General features: G+C 41.3%; 23 protein-coding genes. 4 read left to right on the top strand and 19 right to left on the bottom strand.

The features are described from left to right. Positions 1–44: 44 nt before the first annotated feature. The 10 genes from CALPO_RS0111725 to CALPO_RS0111680 all read right to left on the bottom strand — a co-directional run bounded on the left by CALPO_RS0111725 (position 45) and on the right by CALPO_RS0111680 (position 7552). Positions 45–425, bottom strand: a complete 381-nt coding sequence (locus tag CALPO_RS0111725) for a TIGR04086 family membrane protein (RefSeq protein ID WP_026487496.1) — start codon at positions 423–425, stop codon at positions 45–47. A 72-nt stretch (positions 426–497) separates the two neighbouring features. Beyond that, a complete protein-coding gene (gene yajC / locus CALPO_RS0111720; protein ID WP_026487495.1) occupies positions 498–782 on the bottom strand; it encodes a preprotein translocase subunit YajC in 285 nt (94 codons plus the stop codon). Then, positions 779–1906: a tRNA guanosine(34) transglycosylase Tgt gene (gene tgt / locus CALPO_RS0111715; protein WP_035172808.1), complete on the bottom strand. Its 1128-nt coding sequence runs from the start codon at positions 1904–1906 to the stop codon at positions 779–781. The genes yajC and tgt overlap by 4 nt, the downstream gene beginning before the upstream one ends. Before the next feature lie 17 nt (positions 1907–1923). Continuing rightward, positions 1924–2949: a tRNA preQ1(34) S-adenosylmethionine ribosyltransferase-isomerase QueA gene (gene queA / locus CALPO_RS0111710; protein WP_026487493.1), complete on the bottom strand. Its 1026-nt coding sequence runs from the start codon at positions 2947–2949 to the stop codon at positions 1924–1926. A gap of 13 nt (positions 2950–2962) precedes the next feature. Continuing rightward, on the bottom strand, positions 2963–4594 hold the full coding sequence (locus CALPO_RS13895; protein ID WP_051585976.1) for a SpoIID/LytB domain-containing protein: 1632 nt from the start codon (positions 4592–4594) through the stop codon (positions 2963–2965). Positions 4595–4619: 25 nt separating this feature from the next. After that, positions 4620–4835 (bottom strand): DUF2905 domain-containing protein, encoded by a 216-nt coding sequence (locus CALPO_RS0111700; RefSeq protein WP_026487492.1) that lies wholly within the window; start codon positions 4833–4835, stop codon positions 4620–4622. 1 nt (position 4836) lies between these two features. After that, positions 4837–5850 carry a Holliday junction branch migration DNA helicase RuvB gene (gene ruvB / locus CALPO_RS0111695; RefSeq protein WP_035172601.1) on the bottom strand — a complete coding sequence of 338 codons (1014 nt, stop codon included), beginning with the start codon at positions 5848–5850 and terminating at the stop codon, positions 4837–4839. Positions 5851–5852: 2 nt separating this feature from the next. Then, on the bottom strand, positions 5853–6413 hold the full coding sequence (gene ruvA, locus CALPO_RS0111690; RefSeq protein WP_026487490.1) for a Holliday junction branch migration protein RuvA: 561 nt from the start codon (positions 6411–6413) through the stop codon (positions 5853–5855). Between the two features lie 4 nt (positions 6414–6417). Beyond that, the gene (gene ruvC / locus CALPO_RS0111685; RefSeq protein ID WP_026487489.1) at positions 6418–6915 is read right to left on the bottom strand and encodes a crossover junction endodeoxyribonuclease RuvC; all 498 of its coding nucleotides are present in this window, start codon (positions 6913–6915) and stop codon (positions 6418–6420) included. Between the two features lie 79 nt (positions 6916–6994). Further along, positions 6995–7552, bottom strand: coding sequence for a hypothetical protein (locus tag CALPO_RS0111680; RefSeq protein ID WP_026487488.1), 558 nt, complete (start codon positions 7550–7552; stop codon positions 6995–6997). 123 nt (positions 7553–7675) lie between these two features. Between CALPO_RS0111680 and CALPO_RS0111675 the strand changes: the two genes are divergently transcribed. Continuing rightward, on the top strand, positions 7676–8128 hold the full coding sequence (locus tag CALPO_RS0111675) for a chemotaxis protein CheW (protein ID WP_026487487.1): 453 nt from the start codon (positions 7676–7678) through the stop codon (positions 8126–8128). On the opposite strand, the gene CALPO_RS0111670 is transcribed toward CALPO_RS0111675, so the two are convergent. Continuing rightward, positions 8129–8872 (bottom strand): YebC/PmpR family DNA-binding transcriptional regulator, encoded by a 744-nt coding sequence (locus CALPO_RS0111670; protein ID WP_026487486.1) that lies wholly within the window; start codon positions 8870–8872, stop codon positions 8129–8131. Positions 8873–9016: 144 nt separating this feature from the next. Here CALPO_RS0111670 and CALPO_RS0111665 point away from each other — a divergent pair, with 144 nt between their 5' ends. Both CALPO_RS0111665 and CALPO_RS0111660 read left to right on the top strand, forming a co-directional pair. After that, a complete protein-coding gene (locus CALPO_RS0111665) occupies positions 9017–9373 on the top strand; it encodes a sulfite exporter TauE/SafE family protein (protein ID WP_026487485.1) in 357 nt (118 codons plus the stop codon). Continuing rightward, positions 9370–9732 (top strand): sulfite exporter TauE/SafE family protein, encoded by a 363-nt coding sequence (locus tag CALPO_RS0111660; protein WP_026487484.1) that lies wholly within the window; start codon positions 9370–9372, stop codon positions 9730–9732. Before CALPO_RS0111665 ends, CALPO_RS0111660 begins: the two co-directional genes overlap by 4 nt. Here the strand turns inward: CALPO_RS0111660 and CALPO_RS0111655 are convergent. From CALPO_RS0111655 to CALPO_RS0111645, 3 genes are all read right to left on the bottom strand, one after another. Continuing rightward, positions 9724–10107, bottom strand: a complete 384-nt coding sequence (locus CALPO_RS0111655) for a CoA-binding protein (RefSeq protein WP_407638226.1) — start codon at positions 10105–10107, stop codon at positions 9724–9726. The two genes, CALPO_RS0111660 and CALPO_RS0111655, sit on opposite strands and share 9 nt — an antisense overlap. A 5-nt stretch (positions 10108–10112) precedes the next feature. After that, entirely contained in the window at positions 10113–10742 is a 630-nt protein-coding gene (locus CALPO_RS0111650; RefSeq protein ID WP_026487482.1) for a YigZ family protein, read from the bottom strand. An 83-nt stretch (positions 10743–10825) separates the two neighbouring features. Next, positions 10826–11257 carry an NUDIX hydrolase gene (locus tag CALPO_RS0111645; RefSeq protein ID WP_026487481.1) on the bottom strand — a complete coding sequence of 144 codons (432 nt, stop codon included), beginning with the start codon at positions 11255–11257 and terminating at the stop codon, positions 10826–10828. Positions 11258–11425: 168 nt separating this feature from the next. Between CALPO_RS0111645 and CALPO_RS0111640 the strand changes: the two genes are divergently transcribed. Further along, a complete protein-coding gene (locus CALPO_RS0111640) occupies positions 11426–11905 on the top strand; it encodes a DUF3189 family protein (protein WP_026487480.1) in 480 nt (159 codons plus the stop codon). A 1-nt stretch (position 11906) separates the two neighbouring features. Here CALPO_RS0111640 and ftcD read toward each other — a convergent pair whose 3' ends face one another. From ftcD to CALPO_RS0111615, 5 genes are all read right to left on the bottom strand, one after another. After that, complete coding sequence (gene ftcD / locus CALPO_RS0111635) at positions 11907–12806, bottom strand: glutamate formimidoyltransferase (RefSeq protein ID WP_035172600.1); 900 nt, start codon at positions 12804–12806, stop codon at positions 11907–11909. A 42-nt stretch (positions 12807–12848) separates the two neighbouring features. Beyond that, positions 12849–14249, bottom strand: coding sequence for a dipeptidase PepV (gene pepV / locus CALPO_RS0111630; RefSeq protein ID WP_026487478.1), 1401 nt, complete (start codon positions 14247–14249; stop codon positions 12849–12851). Positions 14250–14326: 77 nt separating this feature from the next. Beyond that, on the bottom strand, positions 14327–14533 hold the full coding sequence (locus tag CALPO_RS0111625; protein WP_026487477.1) for a hypothetical protein: 207 nt from the start codon (positions 14531–14533) through the stop codon (positions 14327–14329). A 67-nt stretch (positions 14534–14600) separates the two neighbouring features. Beyond that, positions 14601–15461 (bottom strand): DNRLRE domain-containing protein, encoded by an 861-nt coding sequence (locus tag CALPO_RS0111620; RefSeq protein ID WP_026487476.1) that lies wholly within the window; start codon positions 15459–15461, stop codon positions 14601–14603. 5 nt (positions 15462–15466) lie between these two features. Then, positions 15467–17266 (bottom strand): tetratricopeptide repeat-containing glycosyltransferase family 2 protein, encoded by a 1800-nt coding sequence (locus CALPO_RS0111615; protein WP_156940188.1) that lies wholly within the window; start codon positions 17264–17266, stop codon positions 15467–15469. Positions 17267–17293: the final 27 nt, after the last annotated feature.

Below are 17293 nucleotides of genomic sequence, written 5' to 3'. Positions count from 1 at the left end.
CCTCCTTTCCTGATAAATTATAGCACATCAATTATCTCTTGTCATCACAAGTTTATTCCAATCATCCCTCCTAAAGCCCCAGACACAGCGCATATAGCCAGATTAGAAAGAAACAAACCTGCTGTCATATCACCAAATACCATGGCGTTTAGCAACAAAAGCACTAAGGCATAACATACCCCCGTCAGAGTACCGTTTAACCAGCCCATATTCTGGGCAATTTTAGCAGCTACAATACCAGCGATAAATACGCTTATAGCCATGATTACAGATATGAATATAGGCACGGTGGACTCTGAAACAGGCGTATACGCAAGCACCAACGCATAAATCAAGAATGACACAAGAGATAAAATCAGCCCCAATACCGTTGCCTTTATTATACCCCTTACGCCAATCATGCTCTCGCGCTGAACCTTTGCCATAAAAATCCTCCTATCTACTCGGTGTTTTACTAAAATCTATGACAGGAGGATGGTTTTATGACAAAATTTAGATCAGTCTTTTATGGTCAATACTTTACCTACCGCCCATTTGGCAATTTTGAGCCTTACTTTGTCGGCCCCCACCTCTATCGTTAGGGTATCATCTTTTATATTAAGCACCTTGCCATAAATACCGCTTTTAGTGATAATCTCATCACCAGGCTTGAGAGAATCAAGCATCTTCTTTTCTCTTTTATCCCTGCGCTGTTGCGGTAAAATGAGAAACAAGTAAAATATCGCTACAAACAGCAAAAGTTGCACTACTACAGCCACCGCAGCTCCTGCTTGTTGCGTCATGCCTCTTCCCCCCTTTCATAACCATACTTTGTAAAAAACTCTTTTTTAAAATCCAGCAATCTGTCTTCTTTTATAGCCTGTCTTATATTCTCCATCAGCTTTATTAAAAAGCGCAGGTTGTGAATCGTCGCAAGCCTGGCTGCAAGGATTTCCCCGGCTTTAAATAGGTGCCTTATATAAGCTCTGGAAAAATTTTTACAGGCATAGCAATCGCACTCCTCATCCAACGGCCTGAAATCCTCCGCGTACTCCGCATTCCTTATAACCAGTTTACCGCGGCTTGTCATAACAGTGCCATTCCTTGCAATCCTCGTAGGTAAAACACAATCAAACATGTCGATACCCCTTATAACACCTTCTATAAGGGCATCGGGACTGCCCACTCCCATGAGATATCGGGGTTTATCATAGGGCAATAAAGGAGTCGTATACTCCAACACCTCGTACATGACTTCTTTCTCTTCACCTACGCTTAATCCTCCAACAGCATATCCTGGAAAGTCCAGCTCTACCGTCCTCTTAGCGCTCTCCACCCTCAGATCTCTGTAGGTTCCTCCTTGTACAATCCCAAACAAAGCCTGGTCATCAGGGCGCCCATGGGCCTCTTTACACCTTTTAGCCCAGCACAGCGTTAACTCCATGGATCTTTTTACGTACTCGTAATCCGCTGGATATGGCACGCATTCATCAAGGGCCATGATTATATCTGCTCCAAGGGCATTCTGTATTTTCATATTGTCCTCAGGAGTAATAAAATGCCTTGAGCCGTCAAGGTGCGATGTAAATTCAACGCCTTCTTCAGATATACTCCTCAGCTTGTTCAGGCTGAAAATCTGAAAGCCCCCACTATCTGTCAGAACAGAACCCTTCCATCCCATGAATCTGTGTAGTCCCCCTGCCTTTTCTATAAGCCTATGGCCTGGCCTTAAATACAGGTGATACGTATTAGAAAGTATTATCTTCGCTCCTATTTCTTCTAATTCATCAGGGGTCATCGCCTTTACCGTAGCTTGAGTGCCCACAGGCATGAAAACAGGTGTCTCTACAATGCCATGGGACGTCTTGAGATAGCCTAATCGTGCCATCGTATTTTTTTCTTGCTTTTGCACTTCAAACGTCAGCAAAAACCCTTCATCCTTTCTCAAATAATCAACATAGCATCTCCAAAACTGTAAAACCTATATCTTTCCTTTATAGCCTCATGATAAGCTCTCATAACGTTATCGTAGCCCGCAAAAGCGGACACCAACATTATCAAGGTGGATTCAGGTAGGTGAAAATTGGTTATTAAGCCATCCACTGCTTTAAATTTGTGCCCTGGATATATAAATATATCAGTCCAACCTGAGCCGCTGTGTACCACTCCGCTATCGTCAGTTACGGTCTCTAAAGTTCTCACAGATGTAGTCCCTACAGCTACAATTCGGCCACCTTTCCTTCTAGCATTGTTTAATACCTGCGCCGCCTCGTCGGTAACGATGTAAAATTCCGAATGCATCCGATGGTCTTCTACCTTCTCTACTCTTACGGGCCTAAACGTGCCCAACCCCACGTGCAATGTTATAAATACTATATTTACTCCCTTTTTTTCTATAATATCCAACAGCTCATTGGTAAAATGAAGCCCTGCGGTAGGTGCGGCAGCAGAACCCTCATGCTTGGAGTAAACCGTTTGGTAGCGCTCCTTATCGTCCAAAGACTTCTTTATGTACGGAGGAAGCGGCATTTTACCTAATTGATCCAGTATTTCTTCAAACACCCCTTGATAAAAGAATCTTACTACTCTCCCTCCTGCCTCAGTAACATCCAAGACCTCTGCTTCCAGTTCTCCATTGCCGAACACAAACCTCGCTCCAATTTTCGCTCTGCGCCCTGGTTTCACCAACACTTCCCACGTATCCATAGATAGCTTTCTCAGAAGCAGGAACTCCATAGTGCCTTGTGTGTCCTTTTTATGGCCTATAAGCCTGGCAGGAATTACCCTCGTGTCATTTAATACCAGGCAATCCCCAGGGTTTAAAAAGTTCACCACATCCCTGAATACCCTATGCTCTATGCTTCCATCGTCCCTGTGGAGGACCATCATCCTTGAGCTATCTCTCTGCTTTAATGGTTCCTGAGCTATCAACTCCTCTGGCAAGTCGTAATAAAAATCGTGTACGTTCATTTCACTATCTCCTTTACAGCGACTTATCGTTTAAAGTGTCATAGACGGTGATACCCGTGTAATAATATTTTAATATATCCACGAAATTCTTGCCAGCCTTTTCGGCAAGGCCTCTAGCGCCATACTGGCTCATACCCACGCCATGCCCATAGCCGCTGCCAACAAATGTAAAACTGTCAGGTACGCTTTGTACTCCATTGCTGGCGTTAAGCTGGCTAAGCCCTGATGCGCTTATTACAAAAGGCCTTTCTGATGCCATCCCTACTGTTGAATCACCCTTTAGGACATAAAGGCTTTGGGTTTTTTTAGAGACGACGTTGCTGCCGTTGGACACCCATATAGTACCCAAGCCACCAGGCTCACCTAAAACATCTATGCTTTTTATCATCGCGCTTTTCAAGTTAAACACATTTCTTATTTCCTGTTCTCCTTGCAGCGTATATTTACCTTTTGTACCTGTTACTTCTACCGACAAAGCCCTTCCCGATGGGCTTTTATTTATAACCTCTATACTCAAAATATCGCCTATGTCAACAGATTGATCCCTAAGTATATCCTTCAACTGAGCCTGAGAATACGTAACTTTCCAATTATCAAGGCTCTCAGTGTACCCCATGGAATATGGGTCTGGCACTGCTTTTAAATAAGGCTGAGGGTACTTAAATACATTTTCGCTGCTTTCAGTATACCCTCCGCTGTGGGAGGAAAACAGCGCACTGATCACCTTTCCGCCGTACGTAAGCACAATCCCCTTGGTTGCGTCAACAGCCTTGGTCGCATTGGGGTTTTCACCAGCGTACTTGCCACCACCGTAAGCATATCCTTTGTACTCCTGACTGCTAACATCATCGGTAACATCAAAGCCGTACTTAGCATACTTAGAGCTTAAGCAATTAGCAACAGCATAACTTCTGGCTGCTACAGCCTGGGCTTTTAATGCCTCTTGGGGCCACGACGATGGCATTTCAGAGGGAACAACGCTGTACAGGTACTGCTCCAATGGGAGGTTGTTTATCACTGTCATATCGCTCCCCTCTTGCCTGTAAAACCACAGCTCACCCCTGTACGTCACATCGTTGTCCAGCTCAATAAAACCGTTAGATGGCCTCGCTACCAGTTTATCTGTTTTTATCGTAAGTTTTTGATCAGCCATTACGTAAATGGCCTTTTGCGGGACAACCACTGTCAGGTTCTGGTTTCCCAAAACTTTTTGCAAATTACTAGCGGCAGAATCGGCTTCCGCCTTACTGGAATATTCCCCTGTAACCACTGAATAATTACCGTCGTACATCAAAAATCCATTTACGTTTTTCCCCTTGAGTTCATTTATATACGTAATCCCTTTGTTTAAATCATCTCCAAAGCTGGCTAGAAGTATGTGATAATCATCGTCTTTTTTTACTGTAGCCTTTTGTCCTTGGCTTCCCGTATAAACCGGCACAAAGGTCGTCCCATTGTAGAAGCCGTAAGTTATAGCGCCTTTGGTAAATACCTGCGCTGCACCTACTGCGCTGTTCCCGTATTTTAAGCCTACCCGTATGTACTCAGGTATTTTTGCCTGGGTGTCAGCCGATGCTGTCTCTACCATTGCTGAAGACATAAAAACAACTGCTATCGCCATTAAAAAAAGCGCAAATTTCTTCACGGGAAATCCCCCTTTGTCTCTTTAATCAACGTCTGAATATTAAGTTTAATATAACCGTCAAAATAATGCTCAACAAAATTCCTGATACCACAGGGAAATAAAATGTGAAATTGCCCTTTCTTATTAAAATATCTCCCGGCAATGCTCCAAAACCTAATTTTCTGCCTACTAAAAAAATAACACCTAGTGCGATAAATATCACACCTATGAATATAAGACTTTTTCCAAAGCCTTCGTACATACTAGCCGCACACCTCCTTTTGAACAGGTGCTATTTTTAAGTGCTCTAGAGCCAGCGAAGTAACCGTTCTCCCTCTTGACGTCCGCTTTATAAACCCTATCTGCATAAGATACGGCTCATATACCTCTTCGATGGTACCAGCATCTTCTCCAATAGAAGCCGCAAGGGTCTCAAGGCCCACAGGACCACCTCCAAATTTTACAGCAATGGTTCGCAGCAACAACCTGTCCACACTGTCAAGTCCTAAGCTGTCGATATCCAGCATATCTAATGCCTCTATCGCTATTTCCTGGGTAATATTACCATTTGATCTCACCTGTGCAAAATCCCTTACGCGCTTTAACAACCTGTTGGCGATCCTCGGCGTACCCCTTGAGCGCATCGCGATTTCTTGAGCCGCTTTATCGTCAATTTCTACGCCCAGTATACCCGCAGACCTCTTGACGATCTTATAAAGGTCCTCACTGGCATAATAGTCAAGTCTGCTTATTACTCCAAACCTATCCCTTAAGGGTGATGTCAAAAGCCCTGTCCTAGTCGTTGCACCTATAAGCGTAAACCTAGGAAGGTCAATCCTGATGGATCGAGCACTAGGCCCTTTGCCTATGATTATATCCAGCACGAAATCTTCCATAGCAGGATATAATATTTCCTCCACCGCTCGATTTAACCTATGAATCTCATCTATAAACAGGATGTCATTTTCCCGCATATTGGTCAAAATTGCAGCGAGATCTCCTGCTCTTTCTATGGCAGGTCCTGATGTCACTCTAATGCCTACGCCCATTTCATTGGCGATAACATTGGCCAACGTAGTTTTACCTAATCCCGGAGGCCCATAGAGCAATACGTGATCCAATGGTTCACTTCTCGCCTTCGCCGCTCTTATATATATTGACAGCAATTCTTTAACCTTGGCCTGACCTATGTATTCACTAAGATACTTTGGCCTCAAGCTGCACTCAATATTTACATCCTCATTGTCCAGCTCACCAGCGAGTATCCTTTGTCCCATCCTCAGCTCAACTCCTTTAATGCCATTTTTATAGCATCATCGATGTCAAGGCCTTCTATCTTTTTCAGCACCCTGGAGATCTCGTCTTTGCTGTACCCCAATGCCATTAACGCCTGAACCACATCTGAGGTTTTATCTTCTATAAATGATACTCCCAGTTCTTCTTTATTGACCCTATCTTTTAACTCCACAATCAACCTCTGAGCTGTTTTTTTCCCAACTCCTGGTACACTCATTATAGAAGTAAAATCTCCTGTTGCAATAAACGCCAGCATTTGCGATGGCGTGTACTTAGAGAGGATATTTAAAGCTACTTTAGGCCCGATACCTGACACAGAAATAAGGCTTTTGAAGACTTTCCTTTCATTTCTATCGTAAAAGCCAAAAAGCCTCATCTCATTTTCCCTCAGATACAGGTAAACGTACAATTTTGTGGTATCGCCAACTTTTATCTCCTTTGACGTAATGCTGGAGACAAATAGGCGATACCCCACCCCTGATGCCTCAACTACCACGCTTTCATCATCAACTTCTATTACCTTGCCTTTTATGTAATCCAACATTACCCTATACCCCAACATCATATTTTGAGCACGGCCCCACGCTATGGCAATGGCACACAGCTACTGCTAAAGCATCGGCTACATCATCGGGCTTTGGTATGTCCCTCAAATTTAACAAGGCCCTAACCATAAGCTGTACCTGTACTTTTTCAGCTCTTCCATATCCCACCACCGCTTGCTTAACCTGCAATGGGGTGTACTCGTACACATTCAAGTTCTTTTGAGCAGCCGCCACAATAGCTACTCCTCTCGCTTCACCTATCACTATAGCGGTTTTGGCATTTTTATTAAAAAAAAGCTCCTCTACTGCAAAAGCATCAGGTCTGTACTTGTCGATGAGCTCGCTCAACCTCTCATATATCTCTTTAAGCCTATTAGCTAAATCCATGTCAGAAGGTGTCGTTATTGCTCCGTAATCTATGACACTGAAATGGTTGTATTCGTGATTTATGATACCGTAACCCAGTATAGCAAGGCCTGGGTCCACTCCCATAACAATCATTCACAAATCTCCTTCCCTTTTAATTTTAACATTAAAGGGGAGCTTTGACAACAAAAATAATAACACGCGTTAGCGTGTTTTAAGTGCTCAAATCAGAAAGTACCCTGCTGACATCGTCTTCAGAGTCCACTACTATATTTTCTATCAATCTCTTTTGTTGTTTTTCATTTAATGAACCGTAGAATATATCGGTCTTTTGTATCTCTTGCAACCCCTTATCCGCGTCGTTTTTAAATACACCTACATAACCGTCTCTATCTATCTTTATGATAAAATGGTCCGGACAATAACCCTCAGCAGTTCTGTAAAACACGGCCATTTGGCTGTCAAAACTCTGTAATTGCCATTTTTTATCGTATTTGCCTTTAAGTTGTTCTTCATTCATCCCTACTTCGTCAACGCTGGCATTTCGCTTCACAGTCTTTACATGTCCGCATGCCATGTATTCGGTCTTAAAGACCATCTGCGTTGCGGGCGATATCATCCCCTGTGTCATAGCCTGTCTTTCAGGTTTTTTTTCCAAAGCAATTCTATCATTGACGTTTTTAGATATATTTACGTAGTATCCATACCCAAATCCCAATATCAAAAAGCCTATATACATAATCAATAGCGGGGCTGTAAAAAATTTTCTCATAATTATATTACCTCCACTTATATATATTACCAATTTATTGTTAATTATACATTTTTTTATAAAGGTTTTTTCAATAAAATATCGAAATATATATTAAAAATAAAGAATCAAGGAGTGCTATATATGGAAAAACAGGTCATTGTATTCAAACTAAATGATTACGAATTTATGGCAGATATAATGGACGTCGTAGAAATAGTAAATTACAGAGAACCTACGTATGTCCCCAATGCCCCATCGTTTGTCTCGGGGATCATAGAAAACCGCGGAGTTATCGTACCTATAATAGATTTAAAAAAGAGATTTAACCTCAAAGACTTTTCAAATCCTAGCACTGACAAAAAGATCGCCATCATCCAGGTAGATAGCATAATGGCCGGGTTAGTAGTAGATGACATAACTGAAATAATCGTGATAGACAGCGAAGAAATAAAAGACGTCCCTGATATTGTAAAAGAAATTGACAAAAAATATATCATCGGGTCGCTAGAATACAAAGACAGGTTGATTTTAGTCTTTAACCTCAGAGAAGTGCTGTCAAAAGAAGAAAAGGAAATGCTAAAGGAGATAGGATAATCATCCTATCTCCATGTCTTCTGTTATTTCTAAATTGTGGTACACATTTTGCACATCGTCGTGATCGTCCAGGTTTTCAATGAGGTTTAACGCCTTCTTGGCCTGCTCGCCTTCAAGCTTTACCGTGTTTTGTGGTATGAGGGATATCTCTGCGGATGTAATCTTGTAACCGCTCTGCTCTAGCGCCTCTTTAACCTGGTACAACTCCGACGGGTCTGTTATTATTTCGTAATCCTCGTCTTCTGCCGAGAAGTCTTCGGCACCAGCGTCAATAGCTTTGAGCATCAGCTCATCGCCATCTACCCCATCGCCTTTCCCAACAGAAATAATTCCTTTTCGTGTAAACATCCACGACACACATCCCGTAGCACCCAGACTGCCGCCTCCCCTGTCAAAGAGATGCCTCATCTCGCTGGCAGTCCTGTTTTTGTTGTCAGTAAGCGCTTCAACGATGATGGCTACCCCTCCGGGTCCATAACCTTCGTAAATTATGTTCTCATAATTTACGCCCTCTAATTCCCCTGTACCTCTTTTAATAGCCCTTGTAATATTATCATTAGGCATATTAGCAGCCTTGGCCTTTTCAATAGCGTCTCTGAGCCTGCTATTGGCCTCCGGATTTCCTCCGCCTTCTTTTGCTGCCATTATTATCTCTTTAGCCAATTTTGTAAACAATTTGCCCTTTTGAGCATCTGTTTTCTCTTTTTTATGCTTTATATTTGCCCACTTAGAATGACCAGACATATATAAAAACCTCCTCATCACCTTATCAAATGACAAGTTACATTTTATCATACTATACCCTGAGTGTAAACTCGTCGAGCTTTGACTGCTTAAGGTATACGGTGTCGTTTGCTGTAAATAATAATAGAAAGGTGATAATGGCATATGAAAAAAACAGCAGGATTAATAACCTTAGGCTTTATAACAGGAATCCTAAATGGCCTCTTTGGATCAGGAGGAGGTACCATTGTTGTGCCTGCTCTTGTATTTTTATTTCTCATAGAAGATCATAAAGCTCATGCCTCAGCAATAGCCGTAATCCTGCCCCTTACGATCATCAGCTCGTTTATCTATATAGAAAAAGGGGTATACGATATTCCCCTAACTATTAAAGTGGGACTTGGTACCGTACTTGGCGGATACATTGGAGCGAGGCTATTAAATAAATTGTCTTCAAGTTTATTAAAAAAGATCTTTGGCGCCTTTATGATAATAGCAGCCTTAAGGATGTGGTTCTCTTGATATTTTTTATAATAGGAATTTTATCCGGTATAGTAGGCGGAATGGGAATAGGTGGCGGCACTATACTCATCCCTGCATTAAACGTATTTAGCGGTATAGACCAGCATTACGCCCAGAGCGTTAACCTTATAGCTTTTATACCCATGGCTATTTCAGCCTTAATAAGCCATTACAAAAACCGCAACCTGCTGTTTTCAGTAATAGCCGCATTAATTCCCGGCGGCGTAATCGGAAGCATTTTAGGATCATGTATAGCAGTAAGCCTTTCGTCACACCTGCTTAAAAAGATGTTTTCGATATTTTTACTGTTTATGGGGATTTATGAGATACTTTACAAAAACAATAAAAAATCACCTTGATTGAAGGAGAACGCAGGCGCCGTATATAGCCTTTAACCCTTTTGACTCCGCAGCATTTACAAGTTCAGGACTTTCTGCACCAGGTTGGAACCAGATGTACTCCACTCCCAGTTCTCCTGCTTCATCTACATACTGCTTTCCAAACTTAGGTGCCACAACCATATTTACAACCTGCGGTACTACTGGCAAAAATCTAAGGCTCTGATAGCACTTATCTCCCTCTACATCTGTATATAACGGATTTACAGGGTAAACTTGATACCCTTTATCTTTTAAACTTTTGTAGACTTTATACCCATACTTTTCTTTTTTGGGGCTTACTCCTACCACTGCCCATATCTTTTTCTCCAATGCGTCCTCTATATAACTCTGCACGTGCATCACCCCACTTCGCAGTAATCATAACCATCTATTTCTATTTGAGCCCTGCCGTCTGTCATCTCTAAAATATCCTGCCTTAACTGATCTATTCTTTCATCAGGCACTAAAACGCAAAACGTAACGTTATCTGCGTACTGAACATCGGCGACCTTTATTTTTCGCTTTACAATATAGTTTTGCACCTTTCCCCACGGGGAGTAATCCAGTTTTACACAAACCCTCGCGTGCAAAACCTTTTTAACTATCCCAGCAGCATCCAGGGCAATTTTCGCGCCCTTAGCATAAGCCCTTATGAGACCCCCTGCTCCCAGCAATATACCCCCAAAATAGCGGGTAACAACCACTGTCACATATATTAATTTTTCCCTCTTTATAACTTCCAAAACAGGCATTCCAGCAGTGCCTGAGGGTTCACCGTCATCGTTAAACCGCTGAATCTCGCCACCATTACCTAAAACATAAGCGTATACATTATGAGTCGCATCGCGATGTCGCTGTTTTACGCTCTCTATAAACAGCCGAGCAGTTGTTTCATCAGGGGTATATTTAGCGTGCCCAATAAAGCGCGATTTATTTATGGTGATCTCTGCTATTCCTTCATCTCTCACCGTCATGAATTCATCTAGCATACAAAAACCCCTGCTTAATTATATAATAAAAAAAAAGGCGTTACAAGATAAAACGCACCACAGCAAACCTTAAAGGCAAAAAGTCATTTGGTCAATTGAAGCATTATATCCCTATATTTTCTGTAAGATAAATTCACTAGCGATTTATCCTGGCTGTAAGTTATTTTAAGCAACGCTTCGTCAATAGGGTAAAACCCTCCATCAGAAAATCCATCTTCTCTGCTTATGTTAAAAGACTGGTCATCTGTTACCATGATATACCATACGATCTCGTTGCACACAGGGATTTGCCTAGTAATAGAAAAGAATTCATAACTTGTTTCACCAGCAGATGAGATAATCTTCAGGTTTTTTAAGCCAGTTTCTTCTCTAACTCGCCTTAATGCTACATCTACGGCAAGTTCGCCATTTCTAATTACACCCTTGGGCAGTACCCACTCGTTTTTCTCGTTTTTTAATAGAAAAACGCTATCCCCCCTAAAAACAACTCCTCCCGCACAATTGCGCTTTAACACAGTTTAACACACCTTTCTACCTTTATTTATAATTATAATATTCTCTGTGCACTTAAAAATTCCTTCAAAAACTTTATGAATACTTAACGAATTTAAATTTTTATGAATAGTCACAAATGAATAAGCGATCGCTAATGGCCAACAATAATTATGAGGTGATATCTAGATATGATAATACTCTACCATTGCTATGGAGGAAGTCATAGCTCCATTATCGCCTGCTGGATACACTTAAACAAGCTACCAATGGACAGCGTACCCGACAGAAAACACATTGAAAGCCTCCCTCTATTTGACCAACTGACATCACAGGATTACGGGAGAATAATGAAAATAGGTACGGATGAATTTGGTAATACCATCTGCTCCATGGGCGTAAAAAATCAAAAGGATATGATAATACCTGCGCTAAAAGACCTTTACTATGAAATTTATAAAAACACCGATGGATTTCTGGATGTAGATACCTCCCATGCCGTCAACCTAACTATGAAAATAGGCGGGTTTATTTCCCGCACATTGAAGTTGACGGCATTAGGCAGGCCTATTGTGGCTTTAGGCTCAATAAAGGCTTATAAAAATATAGCACGCATCGTAGAAAACACAAAAAAATTGGAACAACAGGCAACAAAGCAAACTACATCGTAGATCATTCGTACAGCCTTGTCTCTAGTATCTTACTTTCGTCAAAGTTATCCAGTTGCATGTAATATTTTGCGCTGTCCACGATGGCCTTGAGGGGTACAAGGCCAACTATTTCTGTGCTCACCACCGAAACCCCATAGCGCTTTGCTTCAACCTTAATAAGCTCTAAGGCGCGATATATAGGAGTATTTTCGTAATCAACCAGATTCATGGATACCTGAACCATGCCGCTTTTATTAAGTTTCATCCCTAGCGCCTTAACACCCCTCAATCCCCCGCTAATGTTCCTTACAGCCCTAGCTATTTGCCGTGCGATTTTTATATCATCAGTATTTAAATTTACATTAAAGGCTATAAGAGGCTTCCTTACGCCAACTGCCGTAACCCCGCTTTTTACATTTACTTCGCTGGGGCCAAAGTCAGGCGTCCACTGGGGACTTTTTATTTTATCAAAAAAGCCCTCGTACTGGCCTTTTCTTATCTCAGAAAGATCCACTCTCTCAAGCCTCGTAGCAGCGTATCCGTACAGATAAACAGGTACGAAAAGCTCTTTCCCTATCAGCTCACCTAATCTCTTTGCCAATTGCACGCATTCCTGTACTGATACATTTGAAATAGGTATAAAAGGGACAACATCAGCTGCTCCCATTCGGGGATGCTCTCCCGTATGTTTAGACATATCTATAAGTTGAACCGCAACCTTACAGGCATTAAAAGCCGCCTTTACTACGGCCTCCGGCTTGCCCACAAAGGTATATACGCTCCTGTTGTGATCTGGATCTCCTGAATAATCCAGCAACTTAACATCATCTGTAGCTTTAATGGCGCTTGCTATCGCATCCATAACATCCTTATTTCTCCCTTCACTAAAGTTGGGAACACATTCAACTACCTTCTCTGCCACCAGCTCATTCTCCTCCTTATGTCACAGTATGCCATCATTATATCAGATATTACACAATTCGTATATGGCCATAGAATATATCTTGACCAGTTTAATCAGGTGATCAACATCTATATATTCATCCCGTTGATGAGCCAGCTCTACTCCTCCCGGAAACACGGGGCCGAAAGCCACAAAATTTTTAAAAGCCCTGGCATACGTCCCCCCTCCTATAGCAATAGGCATGCTGACATCATCGCCGGTAGCTTTTCTGTAGACATCCATTAATTTTTTTGTAAGCTCACTATCCGTCGATACATACAGCGGTTCAAAGCCATTTAAATACGTGTATTTAAATCTGGATGGCAGCTGCTCTTTAATAATCCCCTCAACCACATCCTTTCGACTAGTAACAGGGTACCTTATATTTATTTCTGCATAACCTCTTTTATCATCAATGTGCATTACCCCTACATTATAAGTCAAACCGCCGGAGATGTCATCGCGGATGTCAAGGCCCATGCTCTTGCCTGTGTAATCCATTCCCACTTTTTCTGCAAAATGAGTTATGTACTGATACACATCGTCTTTGGCAAAATCCAACCTGTACAGGATCATTATAAGCTGCATAATCGCATTAACACCTTTTTCCGGTGTGCTTCCATGGGCAGCTACTCCATAGGATTTTATTATTATTCCGCCGTCGTCTTCCGATAGTTTTATGTTTACACTATCCTCACTAGCTATTCTCATAATCAACATTTTTGTGTAATCCTTCTTTGTCGGCTCTACCCACAAGTACGCTTCGCAATAGTCAGGCACCATGTTGGCAGCGCTACCGCCACTTAGGCGCTTTAATTCCACATATCCCTCTTTGCGATTTTCAAAATCCATCTCTATTTTGCACGTCAATATCCCTTTCTCCGCGTAGATCAGCGGGAAATTAGCATCGGGTGTAAATCCTAAATCCGGATACCGATCGTGGCCCTTGTAGTAATCTATATCCCCCCAACCCGTTTCCTCATTAGTACCAAAAATAATCCTCACCTTTCTTTTAAGGGAAACACCGGAATCCTTAACGGCCTTTAAAGCGTAAAGCGAAGCTATGGCAGGCCCTTTGTCGTCTATTGCACCTCTTCCGTATATCCTGTTATCGTGTATCTCTCCTCCATAAGGTGGATATGTCCAGCCACTTCCTTCAGGTACCACATCAAGATGCGCTAAAATGCCTACCATCTCATCGCCTTCGCCGTACTGAGCGTACCCCGCATAACCATCCAGATTTTTAACTTCAAAGCCCATTTTCTCGGCAAGGCTCAAAACATAATCCAGAGAAAGCTTAACACCTTCACCAAAAGGAGCTCCTGGCATTGGATTGCCTTTTACGCTCTTGTATCTCAATATTTCTTGAGTAGACTTTATTATATCCGCTGCCATATCATCTATCAACTTATCAAAAGTCATCGCAATACCTCCATATAATTTGATAGTCTTAATTTTATTTTATCACTTTTTTACGGCAATAAAAAAGGGGATGGCCTTTAAGTCTGGTCCAACCCCGTCAGTACCTGGTCAAACAGGTTTATCCTGCACTTTTGCTTTCGCACATCCCACTGCTTACATATAGCGCAGCTTCTGTCGCCATTGGCCAATGTATCCTTTAAATCAACCGCAGAGTAAAGGGAATCATCCCTGGCAAAACCAGGGCAATTCATTCCCACAGCATTTAATTGTTCTTTTGTTGCCATGTTATAACCTCCCTTTGGTACTTTATTTTTATTTTGCCATACTCATAAAAATAAATTCATGAAAAATTCAAACATGAGATTGATACCAAATGGTAATATTTGTTTGCTCACCATTGTTAAGGGATTTATACGATAATCTAGAATAGTGAGCGTAGATGTAAGGAACAAGGGCTTTCATTTCCCCTGATAATACCACAACAGATTCACTACCATCAAGCCAATTTTGTCCATCAGGGCTTATCTGCAGTTTAACTTTAGCTGGATTCATACCGTTGTTTTTGATAAAAAATGTGTACATGCTCATCTCTGAGGTATTGTATACATTACCCCCAGCATATGAATCCGATGTAACTACTGTTTGTGTATCAGAATGCTTTAATCTCCCGTAGAGGGAAAAAAGGTTAGTAGCCTCGTAGGTTATGGTAAGCGATGGTCTTTTAGATATATCAGCGTATTCACGGGTTGCTATGATTTTTGCTTCAAAATTTCTGGTCTCTAAAGATCTGAGCATCACACCATAATTGGGATACAATCCCGTGTACCAACCCTTAACCAGGTTTGTGACATCCCAAGAATACGCTCCGATACTAAAAAGGTTTACTGAACCGCCAAATGTATTGTTGTCTATAGTAGGCCCATTGACCCAATTAACAGTGTACTCATTCCAATCCTGCATTACCCTATACGGAGTAACCACATCGATTATACTGGAATTGTAAATTGAAACCACATTTAACGTCATAACAGCACTTGTTATGCTTACTCCTTCAGGAATTGACGTTATATCGAATTGAATTAATGCCCTTAGCGTTGAAAAATTATCGTATCTTCCCACTCCCATATTATCCAAGCTGCCATAATTTGTAGTAGGATGCTGAGAATTTATCTGAGCGTCCTTACTTGACGACGGTATAACCAACGTGGGCATATAAATCACCCCATGGATATCCTGTTTAGCAAATCCAATGCTTCACAATCATAGACGTTGAACAATTTCATAGACCTTAATATTTCATCCTCTGCATGGCGCTTAAAACCGTACTTATAATACAATTTTCCCAATCTCAGAAGAACCGTGTTATCCTCTATCAAATTTAAAAGATTCAAGGCAGCCTCAAATATGTCAAATTCCTCCAGGTACAGAAGTTTGTCGAGGATATCAAATATTATATCCGCGTATTTCTTTGAATCACTGGCATCATCGCTTAACAATTGCGGATGCCTATGCCCTAACAAATCTCTTAACCTTTGAAAAACGCTGTAGTGCTTTGGCCATATTTTCTTACAGGCTTCCACGACTGAATCATCGCTTCTGCCCTTGATCAAGTCCATCAACATAAGATCAGGTATTAACATATTATAGTAAATACTCTCACGGTTTACCAGCTTCCATATGCTATATGCTTCATCCAGGCGCTTAAGATTAAAGAGGCATTTGCCGCATAAATAGTATATTTCGTCGTTGCCCATATTGTTATTTATCAATCGATTAATATATTCCAGACATATATCGTACCTTTTTTGCCTCAAAAAGATGCTTATCAAAAGTGATAAATCTTTGAAATCTTCCAAGTTTAGTATGCGCTCAAAGGTATTCCTGGCTTCCGATATCCCTTTGGTCTTTACGAGAATATGGCACATTTTATAAAGAGGTTCTGTGAAAGAATTATTTTGTTTATAAGCTTGCTCAAAATGAGCGTAAGCTTCATCGTAATCTTCTAATTCAAGATACAGCTCACCTAAAGCATGATGTGCTCTAAAACTACCTACCCCCATTATGAATCCTATTTCTAAAGGCGCTTCTCCCATTTCAATACATCTTTTAAATAGCCTTTCCGCTATGGTATACCTTTTATTTACATGATGTATATACCCTCCTAAAAACACTAGGTCTGTTAAACTGGGATAGTCTTTTAAACCCACATCGATAATATTTAAAGCCTCATCGTACCTCTTAAGTTCGCTGTAACACAATACCATCCTAACATAGAGCTTAGATAAATAACCGGTTTTTTCACGGGTATTTTTAAGGGATAACGCGTATTCATTGAGGGCTTTTTCGTAGTCGCACAGGGCGAAGTATTCATTGCCCATGTTAAACCTCATAAAAGCATCAAAAGGATTTTTCTCCAAAACTTTCCTTATAATTCGCATATTTCTCTCCCGCTTATCTTTTATAGCCACCTCATCGTCGAGATAGCCATAATGATAAACCTTTATATCAGCGTTAATAAGCTTTGCATCAGGTTTTACCTTTTGTATGACCGCAGCTATCTGCTCGTGTATAGGATACACAAATCTATACTCAGGCCTGTTCCTCATGAGCCTAAAATTCATGTTCAAAGCCGCTTCTACTCCCGGGGATTTTCCCACGTAATTTATCGTCTTAAAAAAATAGCCTTCTACACCGTCAATTAAAAGGTCCTTTATTTTTCTTTTATCTTCACAGTCTAATTCATCATCAGCGTCCATAAAAAGTATCCACTTGCCTCTGGCTTTTTCAATTGACACATTTCTCGCTTCGCTAAAATCATCGTGCCATTGTACGCTAAAAACCCGCGCCCCATACCTTTGCGCCACTTTAATGGTATTGTCCGTAGAACCCGTATCCACTATTATTATCTCATCCACGATATCCTTTACGCTATCAAGACACCTTGGTAAATTGGCCTCTTCATTTTTTACAATCATGCACAGGCTTATTAAAGGGCGTTCACTCATATATACACTCACCACTCTTCCCTGCTATAGAAAGGGTGC

This window comes from Caldanaerobius polysaccharolyticus DSM 13641, from assembly GCF_000427425.1.
Lineage (GTDB): Bacteria > Bacillota > Thermoanaerobacteria > Thermoanaerobacterales > Caldanaerobiaceae > Caldanaerobius > Caldanaerobius polysaccharolyticus.
This window is presented reverse-complemented; position numbering and strand designations above follow the sequence as displayed.

Excerpts from the sequence above, each read along its gene's own strand:
- CALPO_RS0111725 (WP_026487496.1), bottom strand. The coding sequence starts at position 425 with ATGGCAAAGGTTCAGCGCGAGAGCATGATTGGCGTAAGGGGTATAATA.
- yajC (WP_026487495.1), bottom strand. The coding sequence starts at position 782 with ATGACGCAACAAGCAGGAGCTGCGGTGGCTGTAGTAGTGCAACTTTTG.
- queA (WP_026487493.1), bottom strand. The coding sequence starts at position 2,949 with ATGAACGTACACGATTTTTATTACGACTTGCCAGAGGAGTTGATAGCT.
- CALPO_RS0111700 (WP_026487492.1), bottom strand. The coding sequence starts at position 4,835 with ATGTACGAAGGCTTTGGAAAAAGTCTTATATTCATAGGTGTGATATTT.
- ruvB (WP_035172601.1), bottom strand. The coding sequence starts at position 5,850 with ATGGGACAAAGGATACTCGCTGGTGAGCTGGACAATGAGGATGTAAAT.
- ruvA (WP_026487490.1), bottom strand. The coding sequence starts at position 6,413 with ATGTTGGATTACATAAAAGGCAAGGTAATAGAAGTTGATGATGAAAGC.
- ruvC (WP_026487489.1), bottom strand. The coding sequence starts at position 6,915 with ATGATTGTTATGGGAGTGGACCCAGGCCTTGCTATACTGGGTTACGGT.
- CALPO_RS0111680 (WP_026487488.1), bottom strand. The coding sequence starts at position 7,552 with ATGAGAAAATTTTTTACAGCCCCGCTATTGATTATGTATATAGGCTTT.
- CALPO_RS0111675 (WP_026487487.1), top strand. The coding sequence starts at position 7,676 with ATGGAAAAACAGGTCATTGTATTCAAACTAAATGATTACGAATTTATG.
- CALPO_RS0111670 (WP_026487486.1), bottom strand. The coding sequence starts at position 8,872 with ATGTCTGGTCATTCTAAGTGGGCAAATATAAAGCATAAAAAAGAGAAA.
- CALPO_RS0111665 (WP_026487485.1), top strand. The coding sequence starts at position 9,017 with ATGAAAAAAACAGCAGGATTAATAACCTTAGGCTTTATAACAGGAATC.
- CALPO_RS0111650 (WP_026487482.1), bottom strand. The coding sequence starts at position 10,742 with ATGCTAGATGAATTCATGACGGTGAGAGATGAAGGAATAGCAGAGATC.
- CALPO_RS0111640 (WP_026487480.1), top strand. The coding sequence starts at position 11,426 with ATGATAATACTCTACCATTGCTATGGAGGAAGTCATAGCTCCATTATC.
- pepV (WP_026487478.1), bottom strand. The coding sequence starts at position 14,249 with ATGACTTTTGATAAGTTGATAGATGATATGGCAGCGGATATAATAAAG.
- CALPO_RS0111625 (WP_026487477.1), bottom strand. The coding sequence starts at position 14,533 with ATGGCAACAAAAGAACAATTAAATGCTGTGGGAATGAATTGCCCTGGT.
- CALPO_RS0111620 (WP_026487476.1), bottom strand. The coding sequence starts at position 15,461 with ATGCCCACGTTGGTTATACCGTCGTCAAGTAAGGACGCTCAGATAAAT.